Annotated in this window: 18 protein-coding genes; 16 read left to right on the plus strand and 2 right to left on the minus strand. The window is 54.6% G+C overall.

The window, feature by feature from the left end:
- The first annotated feature begins 63 nt into the window (after nt 1-63).
- From NSS83_RS01330 to coaD, 4 genes are all read left to right on the plus strand, one after another.
- The gene (locus tag NSS83_RS01330; protein ID WP_341186116.1) at nt 64-489 is read left to right on the plus strand and encodes a hypothetical protein; all 426 of its coding nucleotides are present in this window, start codon (nt 64-66) and stop codon (nt 487-489) included.
- Nucleotides 490-563: 74 nt separating this feature from the next.
- The gene (locus NSS83_RS01335) at nt 564-902 is read left to right on the plus strand and encodes a hypothetical protein (protein ID WP_341186115.1); all 339 of its coding nucleotides are present in this window, start codon (nt 564-566) and stop codon (nt 900-902) included.
- Nucleotides 903-1,365: 463 nt separating this feature from the next.
- Complete coding sequence (rsmD, locus tag NSS83_RS01340; RefSeq protein ID WP_341186114.1) at nt 1,366-1,974, plus strand: 16S rRNA (guanine(966)-N(2))-methyltransferase RsmD; 609 nt, start codon at nt 1,366-1,368, stop codon at nt 1,972-1,974.
- Entirely contained in the window at nt 1,958-2,476 is a 519-nt protein-coding gene (gene coaD / locus NSS83_RS01345; RefSeq protein WP_341186113.1) for a pantetheine-phosphate adenylyltransferase, read from the plus strand. The genes rsmD and coaD overlap by 17 nt, the downstream gene beginning before the upstream one ends.
- Here the strand turns inward: coaD and NSS83_RS01350 are convergent.
- Nucleotides 2,448-3,704, minus strand: a complete 1,257-nt coding sequence (locus tag NSS83_RS01350; RefSeq protein WP_341186112.1) for a nucleoside recognition domain-containing protein — start codon at nt 3,702-3,704, stop codon at nt 2,448-2,450. The genes coaD and NSS83_RS01350 overlap by 29 nt on opposite strands.
- A gap of 159 nt (nt 3,705-3,863) precedes the next feature.
- On the opposite strand from NSS83_RS01350, the gene NSS83_RS01355 reads away from it, so the two are divergent.
- A complete protein-coding gene (locus NSS83_RS01355) occupies nt 3,864-4,904 on the plus strand; it encodes a SepM family pheromone-processing serine protease (protein ID WP_341186111.1) in 1,041 nt (346 codons plus the stop codon).
- Here the strand turns inward: NSS83_RS01355 and NSS83_RS01360 are convergent.
- Nucleotides 4,894-6,132, minus strand: coding sequence for a nucleotidyltransferase (locus NSS83_RS01360; RefSeq protein WP_341186817.1), 1,239 nt, complete (start codon nt 6,130-6,132; stop codon nt 4,894-4,896). The two genes, NSS83_RS01355 and NSS83_RS01360, sit on opposite strands and share 11 nt — an antisense overlap.
- A gap of 139 nt (nt 6,133-6,271) precedes the next feature.
- On the opposite strand from NSS83_RS01360, the gene NSS83_RS01365 reads away from it, so the two are divergent.
- From NSS83_RS01365 to smc, 11 genes are all read left to right on the plus strand, one after another.
- Nucleotides 6,272-6,793, plus strand: coding sequence for a DUF177 domain-containing protein (locus tag NSS83_RS01365; RefSeq protein ID WP_341186110.1), 522 nt, complete (start codon nt 6,272-6,274; stop codon nt 6,791-6,793).
- A 50-nt stretch (nt 6,794-6,843) separates the two neighbouring features.
- Nucleotides 6,844-7,017 (plus strand): 50S ribosomal protein L32, encoded by a 174-nt coding sequence (gene rpmF / locus NSS83_RS01370; RefSeq protein WP_019911234.1) that lies wholly within the window; start codon nt 6,844-6,846, stop codon nt 7,015-7,017.
- Between the two features lie 275 nt (nt 7,018-7,292).
- A complete protein-coding gene (gene fapR / locus NSS83_RS01375) occupies nt 7,293-7,889 on the plus strand; it encodes a transcription factor FapR (protein WP_341021524.1) in 597 nt (198 codons plus the stop codon).
- Nucleotides 7,873-8,862, plus strand: coding sequence for a phosphate acyltransferase PlsX (gene plsX, locus NSS83_RS01380; protein WP_341186109.1), 990 nt, complete (start codon nt 7,873-7,875; stop codon nt 8,860-8,862). Before fapR ends, plsX begins: the two co-directional genes overlap by 17 nt.
- Before the next feature lie 8 nt (nt 8,863-8,870).
- The gene (locus NSS83_RS01385) at nt 8,871-9,860 is read left to right on the plus strand and encodes a beta-ketoacyl-ACP synthase III (protein WP_155991613.1); all 990 of its coding nucleotides are present in this window, start codon (nt 8,871-8,873) and stop codon (nt 9,858-9,860) included.
- 91 nt (nt 9,861-9,951) lie between these two features.
- Nucleotides 9,952-10,875, plus strand: coding sequence for an ACP S-malonyltransferase (fabD, locus tag NSS83_RS01390; protein WP_341347521.1), 924 nt, complete (start codon nt 9,952-9,954; stop codon nt 10,873-10,875).
- Between the two features lie 46 nt (nt 10,876-10,921).
- The gene (gene fabG / locus NSS83_RS01395; RefSeq protein WP_341186107.1) at nt 10,922-11,671 is read left to right on the plus strand and encodes a 3-oxoacyl-[acyl-carrier-protein] reductase; all 750 of its coding nucleotides are present in this window, start codon (nt 10,922-10,924) and stop codon (nt 11,669-11,671) included.
- 124 nt (nt 11,672-11,795) lie between these two features.
- Entirely contained in the window at nt 11,796-12,029 is a 234-nt protein-coding gene (gene acpP / locus NSS83_RS01400; protein ID WP_036694165.1) for an acyl carrier protein, read from the plus strand.
- 223 nt (nt 12,030-12,252) lie between these two features.
- Complete coding sequence (gene fabF, locus NSS83_RS01405; protein WP_341186106.1) at nt 12,253-13,491, plus strand: beta-ketoacyl-ACP synthase II; 1,239 nt, start codon at nt 12,253-12,255, stop codon at nt 13,489-13,491.
- A 14-nt stretch (nt 13,492-13,505) separates the two neighbouring features.
- Nucleotides 13,506-14,210, plus strand: coding sequence for a ribonuclease III (gene rnc / locus NSS83_RS01410; RefSeq protein ID WP_036694163.1), 705 nt, complete (start codon nt 13,506-13,508; stop codon nt 14,208-14,210).
- A gap of 185 nt (nt 14,211-14,395) precedes the next feature.
- Nucleotides 14,396-17,965, plus strand: a complete 3,570-nt coding sequence (gene smc, locus NSS83_RS01415; protein WP_341347522.1) for a chromosome segregation protein SMC — start codon at nt 14,396-14,398, stop codon at nt 17,963-17,965.
- The last annotated feature ends 2 nt before the right edge of the window (nt 17,966-17,967 follow it).

Below are 17,967 nucleotides of genomic sequence, written 5' to 3' on the forward strand. Positions count from 1 at the left end.
ACTAAGTCATTTGGCCTGATATAATTGGTAAAAAATAGAATGGCAAAGAGGTGCTACTGTAAAATGAAGCGGAAACTGGCAACGCTCTTTTTGGTGATGATATTAGCGCTATCCTTAAGTGTGCAGCCAATATCGGCAGCAGGCAAGACTCAGAAGGTTAAGGTCACGTTTATTAGTGCAGACCTGGTTGAGAATAATCATGTAGGCAATGAGTGGTGGTGGGGCGGATTCGTCAATGGAGAGGAGCTTGAGGAAGGCGATTCAGTCACGCTGGATGTCAGTTCTACAGGAAGCATCAAGCTTCGGGCTGAAGCGCAGGAACAAGATAAAATTCCCGATGAAGGTTCGGCTAACGCCTCAATTAAGGTTTCCGCCCTGAAGGATACCCAAAACAAATCGCTGACAGTGAAGGTAGTCGAAAACCGCGGGCGGTATTCTGGAAATTCTGCTTCCTGGAAGTTTGTGTTCAAGATCGATAAGGTCAAATGACAAGCAGAAATGAAGTAGAATAATACATTTGGTTCTGGTACAATCTAAATATTAAGTTTGAAGGAGCGGAGCACATGGATGATGATCTGGTACATTTATTACGGTCCGTTATTCGGGAAGAATTAGTTCCTGTTAAGGCGGAATTAGGAACCGTCAACGAGCGTTTGGATCGAATAGAGACAGAGCAGCAGAACATGAAACAAGATCAGCAAACAATGATGCAAGAGCAGCAAACAATGAAGCAAGATCAGCAAACAATGAGGCAAGATCAGGAACAGATTAAACGTGCTGTGCTGGAAACAAACGAGCGGCTCATCAATGTGGAGTCTCTTCTGGAGAATCAGCACAGAATAATCGAACTTCTCTCAGCGCGCTCCATTGAGCAGGAAGCCAAGCTGAAGCGGATTATATAAGTATATACACAGCAAGCCCCCGTATCTTGATTTCAAGGCGGGGGCTTTTTTGAAATATAAGAATTTATATGTTGCACATGCTAAATTATCCTTCTATTTTTCGCTGAAACGGTACCGTCCTTAAAAGGACAGCAAAGCCGTTTCCACTTGCGTAAAACAAAAATCGAGGCTCCCTTTCGGGAGCCTCTTTCATGGGAGAGGAGAAACCGGACGAAGAGCTTATGGGGAAACGTAAGCCTGCTCCGCGGTTGTCTACGACATTTTGTGATGTCGATAGTTACAGGATGACCCGGTTACGGGAGTTTTATACATTTGCTTGCGAATATTCTTCTGCTCCTCATTGTGACAAAGTCGGACAATCTTTTTATTTCATGGAATAATTGTGGTACTATAGGCTTGGACTTATGCCCTGTAATGGCATAGTAATGTAGAGACATAAAGCTAAAAAGCAGGTGGATGATCGGTGAGAGTCATATCGGGAAGTGCAAAAGGCAGGCCGCTTAAAAGTGTTCCAGGCAATGGCACACGGCCTACTACCGATAAAGTGAAGGAAGCGTTATTCAGTATGATCGGGCCTTATTTTGAAGGGGGAACAGTGCTTGATTTGTATGCCGGTACCGGAGGCCTGGGGATCGAAGCCCTGAGCAGAGGGATGGAAGCTGCAGTATTTGTGGACATGGAGCAGAAGGCGATTGACACGGTGCGCGCAAATCTGAAGGCGGCCCGGCTGGAGGTGCAGGCTGAGGTCTACCGCAATGATGCGGGAAGAGCCCTTGCGGCACTTCAGAAGCGTGGGAGAGCCTTTGATCTTGTTTTTCTGGACCCGCCTTACCGTATGAAGCATGGAGACGAGCTGATGGTTACACTGGCGGACAAGCTGCTGCTGAACCCTGATGCAGTGATTGTGCTGGAGCATGAGTCGGGATATGCCTATCCGGAGGATATACCCGGGTTCGTGAGAACGAAGCAATCCGTCTATGGAGAGATTACGATCTCTATCTACCGGTATGAAGCTGCTGTTCCAGAGGCTGCCGTACGCGGCAAGGAGGTTAATGATGAGTCTGCAAATTAGAAAAGAACGTGTCGCCATCTATCCGGGAACCTTCGATCCGGTTACGCTGGGACATATGGATATTATTCACCGGGCCGCCAAACAGTTCGACAGGCTGATTGTGACGGTGCTGAACAACCTCAGCAAGAATCCGTTGTTCACGGTCGAGGAACGCACAGAGCTTCTGCGCCAGGCGACAGCCGATATACCGAATGTTGAAGTGGACAGCTTCCGTGATCTCCTGGTTAACTATGTGAGGCAAAAGGATGCGCAGGTTATTGTCCGGGGAATCCGGACCGTTACCGATTTTGAATATGAGCTGCAGAATGCTTCCATTAATCATAACCTTGACCCTGAAGCGGAAACTATATTTATGATGACCAATCCGAGATACTCCTATCTTAGCTCCAGTGTGGTCAAGGAGATTGCCCACTTCGGCGGGAAGGTCTCGGATTTTGTAACGCCTGAGGTGGAGCAGGCCATGAAGCTGAAGTTCAGCCGGATGGACGGCGGTTTGAAGTAAACAGCTTCACGGCAGCAGACAGCGACAGCAGCAGCGTAACAACCAGGGTCTGAAGTATCAGGATCTGCGGGGTCAGAGTCCATATGTTCAGCGAAAGGGCCGCTTGCGGCAGAGCAGCTGGGGGAGAACCGGCAAGAACCGGCAGCACCGCAGACTGAATATGGAGCAGCGGAGTCCACAGCAGGATTGTGAACGCAAAGGCAAATAGTCCATGCAGCAGCCTGACTGCGGTGAACGGGAGGAAGCGGACATTCGCTGCCTTCAGCAAAGCCAGTGCCTGGAGCTGGGCGCAGATGCCGCTCCAGGCCAGTCCGGCGGACAGCAGTGCCGGGCCAAGAAGACCGCCTATGACGGAGCCTTCGGGACCTGCTGTGGCTGAAGTCATTGCCCGGGCTCCGAGATGAATCTCAAGCATGCTTGCTGCAACCATAGCTGGCAGCTGAGGGAACAACCGGTTAACAATACTTATGACAACCGCGAACATGATCATATAGCCGCCTACAATCATTAGGCTCTGTACAGCGGAGGATACGGATTCACCAAGCACCTTACCGAAGCCCCGTCCGTCCCTTGAACGTGCATCCGCGGCTGCCTGATGGATACGCCCGGGTAAGGATGCTTTTTTGGCGCTGGAGCGGCTTCCGGTATGGCTGGGATCACTTTCTTGCGAAATAGGTGAGGTTATCTTACGGGAGTCATTGAAGCAGGCGGATAGAATACCTGCGGCTACCCCAGACAGCCAGTGAATGGCAAGCAGGGCATATCCGGCGGCTGGACTGTGAAGGAAGGCTGTTCCTACTACAATAAGCAGGGTGACTGGACTGGCATAATGTACGATAGCCGCCAGTCTTCCGGCTTCCATGTCCGTAATGTCCCCTTGCTTGTGCAACTGCATCACTCCGCCGGCTCCTGCAGGGAAGCCGGCGGTTAGGCCAAGTACCAGCGTCCAGCCGCCCGCCCCGGGAAGCCGGAAGCACCGCTTCATCAGCGGTTCAAGCAGAACGCCGATACCATGCACGAAGCCGGATGCGCTGAGCATCTCTGAGAGGATCAGGAAAGGCAGCAGCGCAGGAAAAACCAGGGTCCACCAGAGCTTAAGGCCCGTAAGTGAAGCCTTGAGCGAGGCTTCAGGTGCTATAATAATCGCTACAGCGAGCAGAATGGCTGCAACCCCGGGTATAAATGGAGCTGAACCCGACAGGAAGCGTTTGGATCTAAAGTTTATCATTAGAGTTATCCCCTCTTCATAGCTTAGGACATGGGCAGATCTTGTTACCAATTTATGCAGGGGAGACAACCATCATGCCACAGCCGGAGTGAAGCTCCAGGCTGAGGTACGACATTCTAAGTGCCGGGGCATCATCCGCAGGAAAGAAGGGGAAGAGACTTGAGGCAGTATAAACGCCGGGTAGGCATCCGCGCTTCAGCCTATTTATTTTCATTCGTGGTCATTCTCTATGTTGTCGTCTTTATGAACACGCCTTACATTGTATATCAGCCGGGAAGCGCCTCCGAGGTGGCACCGATGATCAAGGTTGAGAATGCCGATCCGCAGGAGCAGGGAACCTTCATGATGACCACAGTCTCGGCAAGCTATGCGAATGTGGCACTTCTAATCGCTTCCGTGTTCAATTCCAATGCCGAGGTGGTCCTGAAGGAAACCCGCCTGCAGGATAAGACGGAGCAGGAATATGCGGCGGAGCAGGTATTCTATATGAATAGTTCACAGTCCTATGCCGTGCAGGCAGCCTATCATGCAGCGGGCGTACCCTATGAGGATGTCGTGGATTATCTGTATGTGTTCTCTGTCCCTGAGGCTGCCAATCAGGACCGGTTCCAGCCGGGTGACAAAATCATCAGTGTAGGCGGGCAAAAAGCTGCCGATCCGGCCGCGCTGTCCAAATTGCTGTCGGTTCATCAAATCGGGGATAGCGTGGAGGTATCGCTCCAGCGTGACGGCAAAGAAATCAAGGAGCAGGTCAAGCTGGTGGGGGTCAAGGATAAAGAAGCTGCAGCTGCACGGCCGGGCTTCGGAGTTGTAATTGGTGCGGTTCAAAAGGTGGAGCCTAAGGAGAATGGGAAAGCCGTCAGTTTCGTGGATACTAATGTAGGCGGACCCTCTGCCGGACTGATGTTCACTATGGAAATCTACAACCGGCTTACGCCGGGAGACCTCACCAAGGGCCGGAAGGTGGCTGGTACGGGTACGATAGATGCGGAGGGGAACGTGGGGCCGATCGGCGGTGTGAAGCATAAGATTGTAGCGGCTGACCGTAAGGGCGCAGAGATCTTCTTCGTTCCGCTCAAAAACTATGATGAGGCCAAGGCAAAGGCGGAGCAAATCGGCACGGACATGAAGCTGATTCCTGTCTCAACGCTATCCGATGCTCTGAAATATATGGAGGAGCTGCCGGTCATCAAATCCTGACCGGCGGCTCGAGATAATCACTGTACAGATCGCTGCGCAGCGGGTCGGCATAAGCCCCGGCGAACACAGCCGCCGCCTGGAGGTCCCGCTCCAGCATGGGATGGGTATAGCGGGCCGGGCTTGTAATCACCGGAAGCGCCGCAGTCTGCTTCATCTGCTTCAGCAGCTCCCGGCCGCTCTCGCGGAAGCCGAGAACCCTTATGTAGCCGGGCCCCTGAGAGAGAACGGAGGGGGACATCTCTGCTTTGCTGTGGTTCAGCAGGGTGTGGAGCAGCAGACGCTGGAGCCTGGTGAGCGTATATCTTCTGCTCTTAAGCTCCTGCAGCAGGCCGTGGGTTGTGAACTTGTCCAGCTGGGGCAGGCTGCGGAGCAGCCGGTTCTCCAGGCCTTCGTTCATATCCTGCAGCATGTGCAGCTCCGCAGCGGAGCGAGTAGAGAGCACATGGCGCAGCGGACCCGCGAAGTCTTCCAGCCGCACTGGGCCCCGGCCTGCGGCACGCTCCCGCTCCAGGATGGAGAGTGCGTACTCCGGCATGTAAGCCGCCGGTGATCCGCCCTCCTGCAGCAGCCTGCGGATGGCTGTTGCACTGGCAATGGCCGACCCGCCCTCCAGCGGGTCGTGGAAGCCCGCGCCGGTACGCGGCACGGTCAAGGGCTTGATCGCGCTGCCCAGCCGCCGCAGCGCGATCAGGTAGTGCAGGCCGAGGGTGTTGTTGGGCTGCCGTAATATATCTTCAGCATCTTCCGGTTTCTCCTCTCCCATGAAAGAGGCCTTCCAGGCCGCCGCAGCCGCCGTGCTGTAGGCGGCGGGGAATCCCGCGCCCTCAGAGAGGCGCGCGCGGATCTCCTCCTTAAGCGCACTGCTCTCTTCGGCCAGGAAGCCGGCCAGCGGCAGCAGCACGCCCAAAGAGCCTGCTTCGGAGCCGAAGCACAGGCTGTCGACGGCGCCGGTCGCCTCCAGCAGGGATACCGCTCCGAAGGCGAACCATTCCGCCGGCTGGACGGCGTACGCCACCGGCAGCTCAATAACCAGATCAGCGCCCATATGCAGCGCCATCTCAGTGCGGGCGCGCTTGCTGACCGCCGCCGGCTCGCCGCGCTGGGTGAACGGTCCGCTCATAATGACAATGGAGCGGTCCGCTCCCGAGATTCTTTTGGCCTCGGTGAAATGATGGACATGCCCGTTATGTAAAGGGTTATATTCGGCTATAATACCTACAGTTGCCACAGTTGCTTCACGCCCCATTCTGGAATCTATATTGTATATCATAAATTGTCACGCCCCCTGAAACAATATAAAGGGAAAGTGGTTGACAAAGTCAGGGAATAATAGGTATAATAAATTTTGTTTGTTTGGAGTGATAACGATGAACATTCACTTTCGCAAATTAGCGAATGCCGACGAGCCTCTGGTCCTCCACGAAGTTGTGGATGTCAGCGGGGTTGTCACAGGGCGCAAGGATATACTTGCTGTTGCACCACTCTCAGTAGACCTTAAAGCGCTGCCCGCGGGAACCGATAGTGTGAACGTGGTGGGAACACTGAACGGAGAAGTGGACATGTTATGTTCACGTTGTCTCGGTGAGGTCAAGAGTAAGCTGAACATTCCTTTCGCTGAGACCTTCAAGTGGCTTAAACAGCCAATTCTTCCGGAAGATGAAGATGAGGAACTCATTTACATCACAGATGAGATTGTGGATCTTATCCCGTATGTGGAAGAAAATTTCGTACTGCACTTACCGGATTCGGTATTGTGCAAGGCAGACTGTCTTGGTCTTTGTCAGAAATGCGGACAGAACTTGAACGAAGGCACCTGCAGTTGCGACAACACAGTGATCGATCCAAGACTCGCTGCGTTGAAAGGATTCTTTACCAAGCAAGATGACTAAGAACAAATCCCAAGGAATTGGGTTACAACCAAATCAGGAGGTGTCTAACAATGGCAGTACCACAACGCAGAACGTCCAAGACTCGCCGTGACAAGCGTCGTACTCACTTTAAACTGGTTGTTCCAGGTATGGTGAAATGCGAACAATGCGGAGAGCTGAAGCTTGCTCACCACGTATGTAAAGTTTGCGGAACATACAAAGCAAGAGAAATCATCAAACAATAGTTTGCACATAAGAGTAGCACTTCATCTGCCGGTGAAGTGCTATTTTTATGGAGAAAAGGAAGCTGGGGCGGAGCTTGTATGCCTTGCACTGCGCGGGTTTTCAGGCGCTTTTCAAGCCAAAGCTTTATTTTTGCGGCGGCATGCTTTATACTACATATTAGTACCTGGTTCTAAATGGTAAGGGATAACAGAGAATCATAACTACAGCGGCCACTCTTGCGGGCCGGTGAGCTGCACATCAGGCCTGTACCGGGAGGTGAGCCGCTATCGAGCGGATGTCCAAGAAGGAACGTCAGCAGCAGCTGCTGGCAATAATTGAAGGGAACCCGTTTGTAACTGACCGGGAATTAACCCGCCAGCTGAAGGTGAGTATCCAGACGATCCGGCTGGACCGGCTGGAGCTGGGGATTCCGGAGCTGCGCGAGCGGATGAAGCAGATGGCGGAGCATTCCTATGATCAGGTGCGATCCCTGCCGGCCGATGAAGTGGTCGGTGATATTGTGGATCTGCAGCTGGACAAGAGCGGGATATCGATCTTCGAGATCCGCGATGAGCATGTGTTCTCCCGTAACGGGATTGCCCGGGGCCATTACGTATTCGGCCAGGCGAATTCGCTGGCAGTAGCCATAATTAATGATGAGATTGCCTTAACGGCTTCAGCCGACCTCCGGTTTGTGCGCATGGTCCGGCTGGGCGAGAAATGCATCGCCAAAGCGCAGGTGCGCTCACTTGCGGGCCGGAACGGCAAGGCTGAAGTGGATGTATTTACATATGTCGGAGAAGAGCTGGTATTTCAGGGCCATTTTATAGTGTATCGTTCAGCAACTGAAGAGTACAGCGAAGGGGGAAACCGGAGTGCGGATCGCCATTGATGCCATGGGCGGGGACAATGCTCCTGAATGTAATGTGGAAGGCGCGCTGGCAGCGGCAGCGGAGTGGAGTGACATAGAAATCGTACTGGTCGGTGATGTAGCGCGGCTTGAACCGCTGCTGAAGAGCAAGCCTTCCAATGTTACGGTACGTCATGCGGGGGATGTGATCGGTTCGGATGAAGAGCCGGTGAAGGCAGTCCGCCGTAAAAAAGACTCATCCATGGTCGTAGCCGGACGGATGGTCCGCGAGGGTGAGGCCGATGCCATGATCTCCTCCGGGAATACCGGAGCGCTGATGACTACAGGACTTCTGGTAGTCGGGAGAATGGAAGGGATTGAACGGCCGGCGCTGGCTCCGATGATTCCGACGCTGGATGATGTCGGTGTGCTGGCCCTGGATCTTGGCGCGAATATGGATGCCAAGCCGCAGCATCTGGCACAGTATGCCCAGATCGGCAGCATCTACCGCAACAAAGTGCATGGCATTGCGAAGCCCCGGGTAGGCCTGCTCAACGTCGGGACTGAGCCGGGCAAGGGAAACGAATTGACTAAGGAAGCCTATCCGCTCCTGGAGGCGCTGCCGGGCATTCATTTTGTCGGCAATGTGGAAGCGCGGGATGTGCTCACAGGAAGCTGCGATGTGCTGGTCTGTGACGGCTTCGCCGGTAATATACTTCTGAAGACGCTGGAAGGAACGGCCGGTGCGATGTTCTCCCTGCTGAAGGAGCAGTTCAGCAAATCGCTGAAGACGAAGCTGGGTGCTGCGATTCTGATGCCGGAGCTTAGAAGTCTGAAGGGCAAGATGGATTATAAAGAACACGGCGGAGCGCCGCTGCTCGGTCTTAGCGGCCTGGTAGTCAAGGGGCATGGTTCGTCCGACGGCAATGCGGTAAAGAATGCGGTAAGACAGGCACGGATTGCCCTGAAGGCTGAGCTGGTGCCTAGTATATCGAAGGAAATTAGCGGGAAGTGAGTGAAGACATGAGACAATTACGTCCGGTAGGAATTATTGGGACTGGTAAATATGTACCTGAGAGAATATTAACCAACAGCGATTTGGAGAAGATTGTTGAAACGAATGATGAATGGATTGTCAGCCGCACAGGAATCCGGGAACGGCATATTGCGGCCCCGGAACAGGCTACCTCTGATCTGGCCTATGAAGCGGCCCTGAAGGCACTGGAATCCGCAGGCATGAAGGCCGAGGAGTTGGATCTGATCATTGTCGCTACAGTTACACCGGACAGTGCTTTCCCGTCCACAGCCTGCATTCTTCAGGACAAGCTGGGGGCCAAGAACGCAGCCGCCTTTGACTTGTCGGCAGCCTGCTCGGGGTTCGTCTACAGTCTGGCTACTGCTACGGGCTTTATCCAGAATGGAATGTATAACAATGCGCTGGTGATTGGCGCAGATACGCTGTCGCGTATTACAGACTATACTGACCGCAACACCTGTGTGCTGTTCGGTGACGGCGCAGGTGCGGTAATCGTCGGCGAGGTTCCGGAAGGACGCGGCTTCCAGTCCTTCGATCTTGGGGCGGAAGGCTCTGGCGGCAGCCTGCTTAATCTTGAAGCCGGCGGCTCGCGTCTCCCGGCTTCCCAGCAGACCGTAGAAGACAAGAAGCACTTCATCTATATGAATGGCCGCGAGGTTTTCAAGTTCGCAGTACGCGTTATGGGATCGGCTACGGAGCGTGTGCTTACCAAGGCGGGATTGTCTAAGGAGAATATCGACTTGTTCGTGCCGCATCAGGCCAACATCCGGATTATTCAATCTGCTATGCAGCGTTTGGATCTGCCTCCGGAGAAGGTTGTAGTCAACGTTGATAAATACGCAAATACCTCCGCAGCCTCCATTCCGCTGGCTCTTGTAGAAGCAGCCGAGGAAGGCCGGATGAAGGCCGGCGATGCTGTGCTTATGGTCGGCTTCGGCGGCGGACTTACCTGGGGCGCTTCTGTGCTGATCTGGTAAGAATCGGGGCATTAATAATAGCAACGCGCAGCAGCTCGATCCGGAGAATATCCGGGTTGGCTGCAGTTAAAGGGAAGGAGCTTTATACCTCATGAGCAAAATCGCATTTGTCTTTCCCGGTCAGGGTGCACAGGCAGTCGGTATGGGTAAGGATATATATGAAGCATTACCTCAGAGCCGTGCGGTCTTTGAAAAGGGTGACGAGGTGCTTGGATTTCCGCTGAGCGGGCTTGTATTTGAAGGGCCGGACAGCGAGCTTAAGCAGACGGTGAACACGCAGCCGGCACTGGTTACGGCCAGTGTGGCTTATCTGGAAGCGCTAAGCGGCCTTAAGGTTACGCCGGATTATGTGGCAGGCCACAGTCTTGGTGAATATAGCGCTCTTGTGGCAGCCGGCGTGCTGTCCTATGAAGATGCTGTAAGGCTGGTCCGCCTGCGCGGACAATTCATGGAAGAAGCCGTTCCCGGAGGACAGGGGGCTATGGCAGCTGTGCTTGGAGCAGACCGTGAAGGGCTTACGGAATTATGCCGAAGTATTACAGCGGCGGGTACTCCCGTTGAACTGGCGAATGTCAATTGTCCGGGGCAGATTGTGGTCTCCGGTTCCGTGGCCGGTGTCGGTGAGGTGATCCAGCGTGTGAAGGAAGCCGGGGGCAAACGGGCGATTCCGCTGGAGGTTAGCGGGCCGTTCCACTCCTCATTAATGAAGGGTGCGGCTGAGCGGCTGGCTGCTGAGCTCGACAAGGTAACCTTCAATGCTCCCGCTATGCCGGTAGTGGTCAATGTGACTGCTGCTCCGGTGACAGACCCGGAAGAAATCCGCAAGCTGCTGGTAGAACAGGTGTATTCTCCGGTACTCTGGCAGGATAGCGTGGAATGGCTTATTGGCGCAGGGGTAGATACTTTTGTAGAGATCGGCTCCGGCAGTGTGCTGGCTGGCCTGATCCGCAAGATTGACAGGAATGTCAAGGTTGTGAATATCAACAGTCTGGAGAGCGTACAGGCTGGCTGGTAAGCAGCTTGAGACTAGCCGCATGATTATCGAAGGGGGACAACATAGCATGTTTGCAGCACTAAAAGGTCAGACCGCCCTTGTAACCGGAGGGTCCCGGGGGATCGGCCGCAGCATAGCCTTGGCACTCGCTGCTCATGGCGTGAAGGTCGCGGTGAACTATTCCGGCAGTCTTCAGGCGGCTGAAGAGACCGTGGCCCGTATTCACGAGCTTGGCTCGGAAGGAATCGCCCTGCAGGGGAATGTCGGCAGCAGCAGTGACGCCGAGAACCTGGTCAAGGAGGTTATCCAGACCTGGAGAAAAATCGATATCCTGGTGAACAATGCGGGCATTACCCGGGATAATCTGATCATGCGTATGAAAGAGGAAGAATTCGATCAGGTCATCGAGACGAATCTGAAGGGCGTCTTCAACTGCCTGAAGGCAGTAACCCGCCCGATGATGAAACAGCGTTATGGCCGGATCATCAATATTTCCTCGGTCGTGGGTGTGACGGGGAACCCGGGGCAGGTGAACTATACCGCTGCTAAGGCAGGTGTAATCGGCATGACGAAGTCTGCGGCCCGCGAGCTGTCTTCACGTGGAATCACCGTGAACTGCATCGCTCCCGGCTTCATTGATACCGACATGACCCGCGAGTTGTCCGATGAGGTTCGCAGCGAGCTGATCAAGGGGATTCCCTTGGGAGAGCTTGGGCGGGCGGAGGACATTGCGAATGCGGCGGTATTCCTGGCTTCGGAAGGGGCAGCCTACATGACAGGCCAGACGCTTCATGTGGATGGCGGAATGTACATGTAAGGCTTCGCAGGGCTTCAGATCATTACGGGGGAAGATGGACAGAGGCGGCCAGGGCAGCGTTTTTTATGCTCTATGGTATTTTGACTTCATATCTCGTATAATACCAAAAGAGGAGGTGAACCGGATGTCCGATGTATTAGAGCGTGTAACACGCATTGTCATCGACCGCTTAGGTGCCGATGAAGCAGAGGTAACATTAGAAGCGTCTTTCAAAGATGATTTAGGTGCTGATTCTCTTGATGTAGTAGAATTGGTAATGGAATTGGAAGATGAATTCGACATGGAAATCTCTGATGAAGATGCAGAGAGAATTACGACCGTGGGTGAAGTTGTGAAGTACATACAATCTCATACCTAGAGTCATATGATTGAGGGTCCCGTTCCTGCCAGGGCGGGACTTCTCCTCATTTTACGGTTCTTTAAGCCAAGCGTCCGCGAAGTGGTGCATGAGCATCTTGATGAAGATAATAACAGAACCGCAGATTAATTAATCTTGCGGCGACTGCAGTTTATATAGACATCTGGCATGTTTGCGTTTACAAATTGTAGAGGTACACAGCCTATAGACGGGGTGATTATGTTTGAATCATAGAGTAGTTGTAACTGGCATGGGTGTAATGACTTCGCTGGGTAAGGATCTTGAGACGTTCTGGGATAGCCTCATGAGCGGCAAGTCCGGAGTATCCCTGGTTGAAGCTTTTGATGTTAGCGAATATCCAACACGAATCGCTTCCTCGGTCAAGGATTTCGATGCGGAAGCACGCTTCGGCCGCAAGGAAGCCCGTAAGATGGACCGGTTCGTACAATTCGCGGTTGCTGCCGGTGAAGATGCGCTGAAGGACAGCGGACTTACGATCGGTGAAGATATCGATGCAGAGCGGATCGGCGTATCTGTCGGCTCTGGAATCGGCGGCCTTGGCACATGGGAAGATAACCACAACCTGCTGCTCGAAAAGGGTCCGAAGCGGGTTAGCCCGTTCTTCATTCCAATGATGATTGCCAACATGGGCTCCGGCCAGCTGTCGATTAACCTCGGGGCCAAGGGACCGAATACAACGACAGTGACCGCTTGTGCGACCGGCAGCCACTCCATCGGGGAATCCTTCCGTCTGATCCAGCGCGGAGATGCGGATGCGATGATCTGCGGCGGTGCGGAAGCGACCATCCGTCCTACAGGAATGGCAGGCTTTTGTGCAATGAGAGCCATGTCTACCCGCAATGACGAGCCGGAGAAGGCCAGCCGCCCGTTTGATGTGGACCGTGACGGTTTTGTCATGGGCGAGGGGGCGGGAATTCTGATTCTCGAATCCCTGGAACATGCTGAGAAGCGCGGAGCCAAGATCTATGCCGAAGTCATCGGATACGGTCTCAGTGCCGATGCCCACCACATGACGGAGCCTGATCCTGACGGTGCAGCACGCTGCATGAAGATGGCGATTCGTGATGCGGGCATTAATCCTGAGGATATCGACTACATTAATGCACATGGTACATCAACACCGGTAGGCGATAAATCCGAGACTGCTGCTGTGAAGAAGGCGCTTGGAGAGCATGCATACAAGGTTGCGATCAGCTCGACCAAATCGATGACAGGCCATTTGCTTGGTGCTGCCGGCGGTGTGGAAGCGATTATCTGCGGGCTGTCCTTGCAGAAGGGTATAATTGCCCCTACCATCAATTTGGACAACCCTGATCCGGAATGCGATTTGGACTATGTTCCGAATGTGCCCCGTCAGGCGGAGCTGAATATCGCGATGTCGAATTCCTTCGGATTCGGGGGACATAACGCAACCGTTATTCTCAAAAAATATAATAAGTAAGGGGAGACAGTGCAGTGAAAGGAGACCTGAAGCAGTTACAAAGCCAACTTCAAATCCAATTTCACGATCCTGTACTTCTGAAGCAGGCTTTCACCCATGCATCTTATGTGAACGAACACCGGTTCAATCAGCATCAGGACAACGAGCGCCTGGAGTTCCTGGGTGATGCGGTGCTTGAGCTGACGGTGTCCGAATATCTGTACAATCTGCTCCCGGACAGACCTGAGGGAGAATTGACCAAGCTGCGTGCTGCGATTGTCTGTGAGCCGTCGCTGGTCCGGTTCGCCGAGACCTTGGGCTTCGGGCGGTATGTACTGCTGGGAAAAGGGGAAGAGCTTACGGGCGGGCGTACCCGCCCGGCTCTGCTGGCTGATGTGTTCGAAGCCTTTGTGGGAGCGCTCTATCTCGATCAGGGTCTGGAAACGGCCCGGAGATTCCTGGATAATCACGTATTCCCGCTGGTTGAAACCGACGGTAAGCTGCAAATGCAGATGAGCGACTTCAAGACAGAGCTTCAGGAACTGATACAGCATCATGGGTTGGGTACGCTGGAATATCGGATTATTGAAGAACGCGGACCGGCGCATGAGCGCGAGTTCGTCTCAGAAGTATATATGGCCAGCCGTTCACTCGGCAGCGGCAGCGGCCGCTCCAAGAAGGAAGCGGAGCAGCAGGCAGCGGCAGCGGCGTTATTGCTTCTGAAGGAAGACGGTGCCTGAAGGCATATCGAAGCAAAGCCCCACTATGTGGGGATAGTTTGCGCAATGCGGAGTAGAGCAGCAATGGTCTGAATGCCGGCGGTTCGGCGGAAGTCAGACTTTTGCTGCTCTTTTTCGAAAGATCAGTGGGGTTGTTTTGGCAAGGAAACACTATGGTATAATGGGTCAGAGGTGAGTGGCGAGTTATGTTTCTGAAACGGATTGAATTAGCAGGCTTCAAATCATTTGCCGACAAAACGGAGATGGAATTTGTACGCGGAATTACGGCTGTAGTCGGCCCGAACGGAAGCGGCAAAAGTAACATATCCGACGGCATCCGCTGGGTGCTTGGGGAGCAGAGTGCCAAATCCCTGCGCGGCGGCAAGATGGAGGATATTATATTTGCCGGAAGTGATGCCCGCAAGGCGGTCAATTACGGCGAGGTCTCGCTGACGCTGGATAATGAGGATCATGTGCTGCCGCTGGATTTCAGCGAGGTGACCGTGACCCGGCGTGTCCACCGCAGCGGCGACAGTGAATATCTGATCAATAAGCAGGCCTGCAGACTGAAGGATATTACAGAGCTGTTCATGGATACCGGTATCGGCCGTGAAGCTTATTCAATTATCGGACAAGGCCGGATTGAAGAGATTCTTAGTACCCGTTCGGAAGACCGGAGGGGCATCTTTGAAGAGGCTTCAGGTATTGTTAAATATAAGTCACGCAAAAAGGATGCTGGCCGCAAGCTTGATGAGACCGAGCAGAATTTGCTGCGGATTCATGACCTGATCAGTGAGCTGGAGGATCAGGTGGGACCGCTCAAGGACCAGTCCGAGAAGGCGATAAGATACAAAGAGCTGCGTGAGCAGCTGAAGCATCTGGAGATTTCGGTATATGTGCATCAGATTGAAGGCATACATACTTCCTGGCAGGAGGGCAACGCCCGCCTGGAGGTGCTTAAGACGGAGCAGCTGGAGCTGTCCACTGTAGTCTCTGCCCATGATGCCAAGCTGGAGAGCGGCCGGGCGGAGCTGCGTAATCTGGAGCAGGAAGTGGAGAAGCTGCAGGAACAGCTGCTGCGCAGCAGCGAAGCCAACGAGAAGAGCGAAGGCTATGGAGAGCTGCTGAAGGAGCGCCGCAGGAATCTGGAGCAGAACCGGGAACAGCTCATGCAGACTCTGGGTTCTGTAGGCGAACGTTCGGAGGGGCGGCAGCGTGAGCTGGCCGAGCTGGAGCATAAGCTGAAGCAGACCAGGCAAGCGCTGGAAGAGCTGCGGGCACAGCTGGCGGATGAGGAATCGAAGCTGCAGGGGGTGGCCGGAGGCATCAGCCAGAGCAAGGAGGAGAAGCTGAAGAGCGCTCTGCTTGAGCTGATGAACCTGATGGCTCAGGCGCGCAACGAGATCCGCTATGCGGATCAGCAGAAGGAGAGCCTGGAGCGGCGGATGAGCCGCAGCCAGGAGGAGAGCGGCAAGTGGACAGCCCGGCTGCAGGAGCTGCTCTCTGCACAGAACGGGCTGAAGGATAAGATTGCCGGGCTCGGGAAGGAAATCGGCCTGCTGCGCGGCGCGTACATTACGGAGAGCGAGCAGACCGGCAAACGGCAGAAGCTGCTCGAAGAGACGCAGAGCGGCCTGCGCAAATGGGAGCAGAAGCGCGAAGCCCAGGTGTCCCGGCATGAGACGATGAAGGAAATGCAGGATGATTTTGACGGCTTCATGCTTGGGGTCAAAGAGGTGCTGAAGGGTGCGCGTAAAGGACAGCTACATGGTGTACACGGTGCAGTTGCCGAATTGATCTCTGTTCCCGAGAAGCTGGAAATGGCGATTGAGACCGCGATGGGCGCTTCCTTGCAGCATGTAGTTATGGAGAATGAAGCGGTGTCCCGGCAGGCGATTGCGTTCCTGAAGCAGCGTCAGCTCGGGCGGGCGACCTTCCTCCCGCTGGATGTCATCCGGCCCCGGCAGATTACCGGCAGTGACCGCAGCATGGTTCAAGGTGCTGAAGGGTTCGTCGGTATCGGTTCGGAGCTGGTCGGCTATGAAGAGAAGTATGGCAGTATTATCGGAAGCTTGCTCGGCAATGTCGTAATCGCCGAGAGTCTGGAGCAGGCGAACCGCATTGCGGCCAAGTGCCAATACCGCTACAGAGTGGTTACGCTGGAAGGCGATGTGGTCAATGCAGGCGGTTCGATGACGGGCGGCAGCCAGCATAAGAAGAACAACAGCCTGCTTAGCCGCAAGCGCCAGCTCGACCAGCTCTCCGGTGAGATTGAAGAAAGCGAGCAGCAGATTGACAAGCTGAAGCAGGGGATCAGCCGCTTGCGCGCCGAACAGGACAAGGGCTCCCAGAAGCTGGAGCAGCTGCGGCATGACGGGGATGAGAAGCGGCTGGAGGAACAGCGCGTATCCGGCGATCTGAAGCAGCTGGAGCAGGAGCTGCGGCATGTGCAGGAGCAGGTCGAGGGCGCAGGCGCGGAGCGGAGCGGCTTCGAGCAGGAGGTCCGCGGCCTGGACGAGGCCCGTAAGCAAGCTGAAGCGGAGCTGGCCCGGCTGGAGAAGGAAGAGGAGGATGCGCATGCAGCGATCCGCAGTGCCGAATCGGACCGCAAGGCGAATGAATCTGCTAAGGAAGAGCTACAGGGCAAGCTGACCGGGATGAAGGTCACGGAGGGCAAGCTGGATCAGGAGATCTTCTCGCTGGAGGAGCAGCTGCGCCGGATGAGGCAGGATGCCGGCTCCCAGGAGAAGGAGCTGCGCCAGAGCCGCAGCCTGCTTATGACCATCGAGCAGGATCTGGAAGAGAATGCACGGGAGACTGTGAAGCAGAAGGAAGAGGTCAACAGTCTGCGCCTGAGCAAGGAAGATACGTCTGCGAGGCTTGACCTGGCCCGTGCCGACCGCGCGGCGATCTCGCGCAAGCTGGAGCTGGCCGAAGGCGAGACCAAAGACCAGCGTCAGGCACTCCGGGCAGTCGAAGACAAGCTCCGTTCCACGGAGGTTGCCGTTGGCCGGCTGGATGTGGAGCTGGACAATATCCTCCGCAAGCTAAGCGATGACTACGAGCTGAGCTACGAGCTGGCGAAGCAGCGTTATCCGGTGCCGGAGGATGTGCCGGCGGCACAGCTGGAGGTGCAGCGTCTGAAGCGCAGCATCTCCGGTCTGGGCGAGGTTAACCTGGGCGCGATTGAGGAGTATCAGCGGGTGCATGAGCGGTATACTTTTCTCAGCGGGCAAAAGGATGATCTGGTAGAAGCCAAAACAACGCTGTATCATGTCATCCATGAGATGGAAGAGGAGATGTCAAAGCGCTTCAAGCAGACCTTCGATGCGATTCGCCGCGAGTTCGGCACGGTGTTCACGAAGCTCTTCGGCGGCGGCCGGGCAGATTTGCAGCTGCTGGACCCTGAGCATATGCTCGATACAGGGATTGATATCGTTGCCCAGCCGCCGGGCAAGAAGCTGCAGAACCTCCAGCTTCTCTCGGGCGGAGAACGCGCCTTGACTGCGATGGCTCTGCTGTTCGCCATTCTGCAGGTCAAGCCGGTGCCGTTCTGCGTGCTGGATGAGGTGGAAGCGGCGCTGGATGAAGCCAACGTGGTGCGCTTCGCCCAGTACCTGCGTGAGTTCTCGGAGCAGACGCAGTTCATTGTAGTGACCCACCGTAAGGGAACGATGGAGGAAGCTGATGTGCTCTACGGCGTGACGATGGAGGAAGGCGGCGTATCCAAGCTCGTATCCGTGCGGTTAGAGGATGAAGAGGCTGAGATAGCTTAATA

This window comes from Paenibacillus sp. FSL H3-0469, from assembly GCF_038051945.1.
In the GTDB taxonomy this organism is placed as follows: Bacteria; Bacillota; Bacilli; order Paenibacillales; family Paenibacillaceae; genus Paenibacillus_AQ.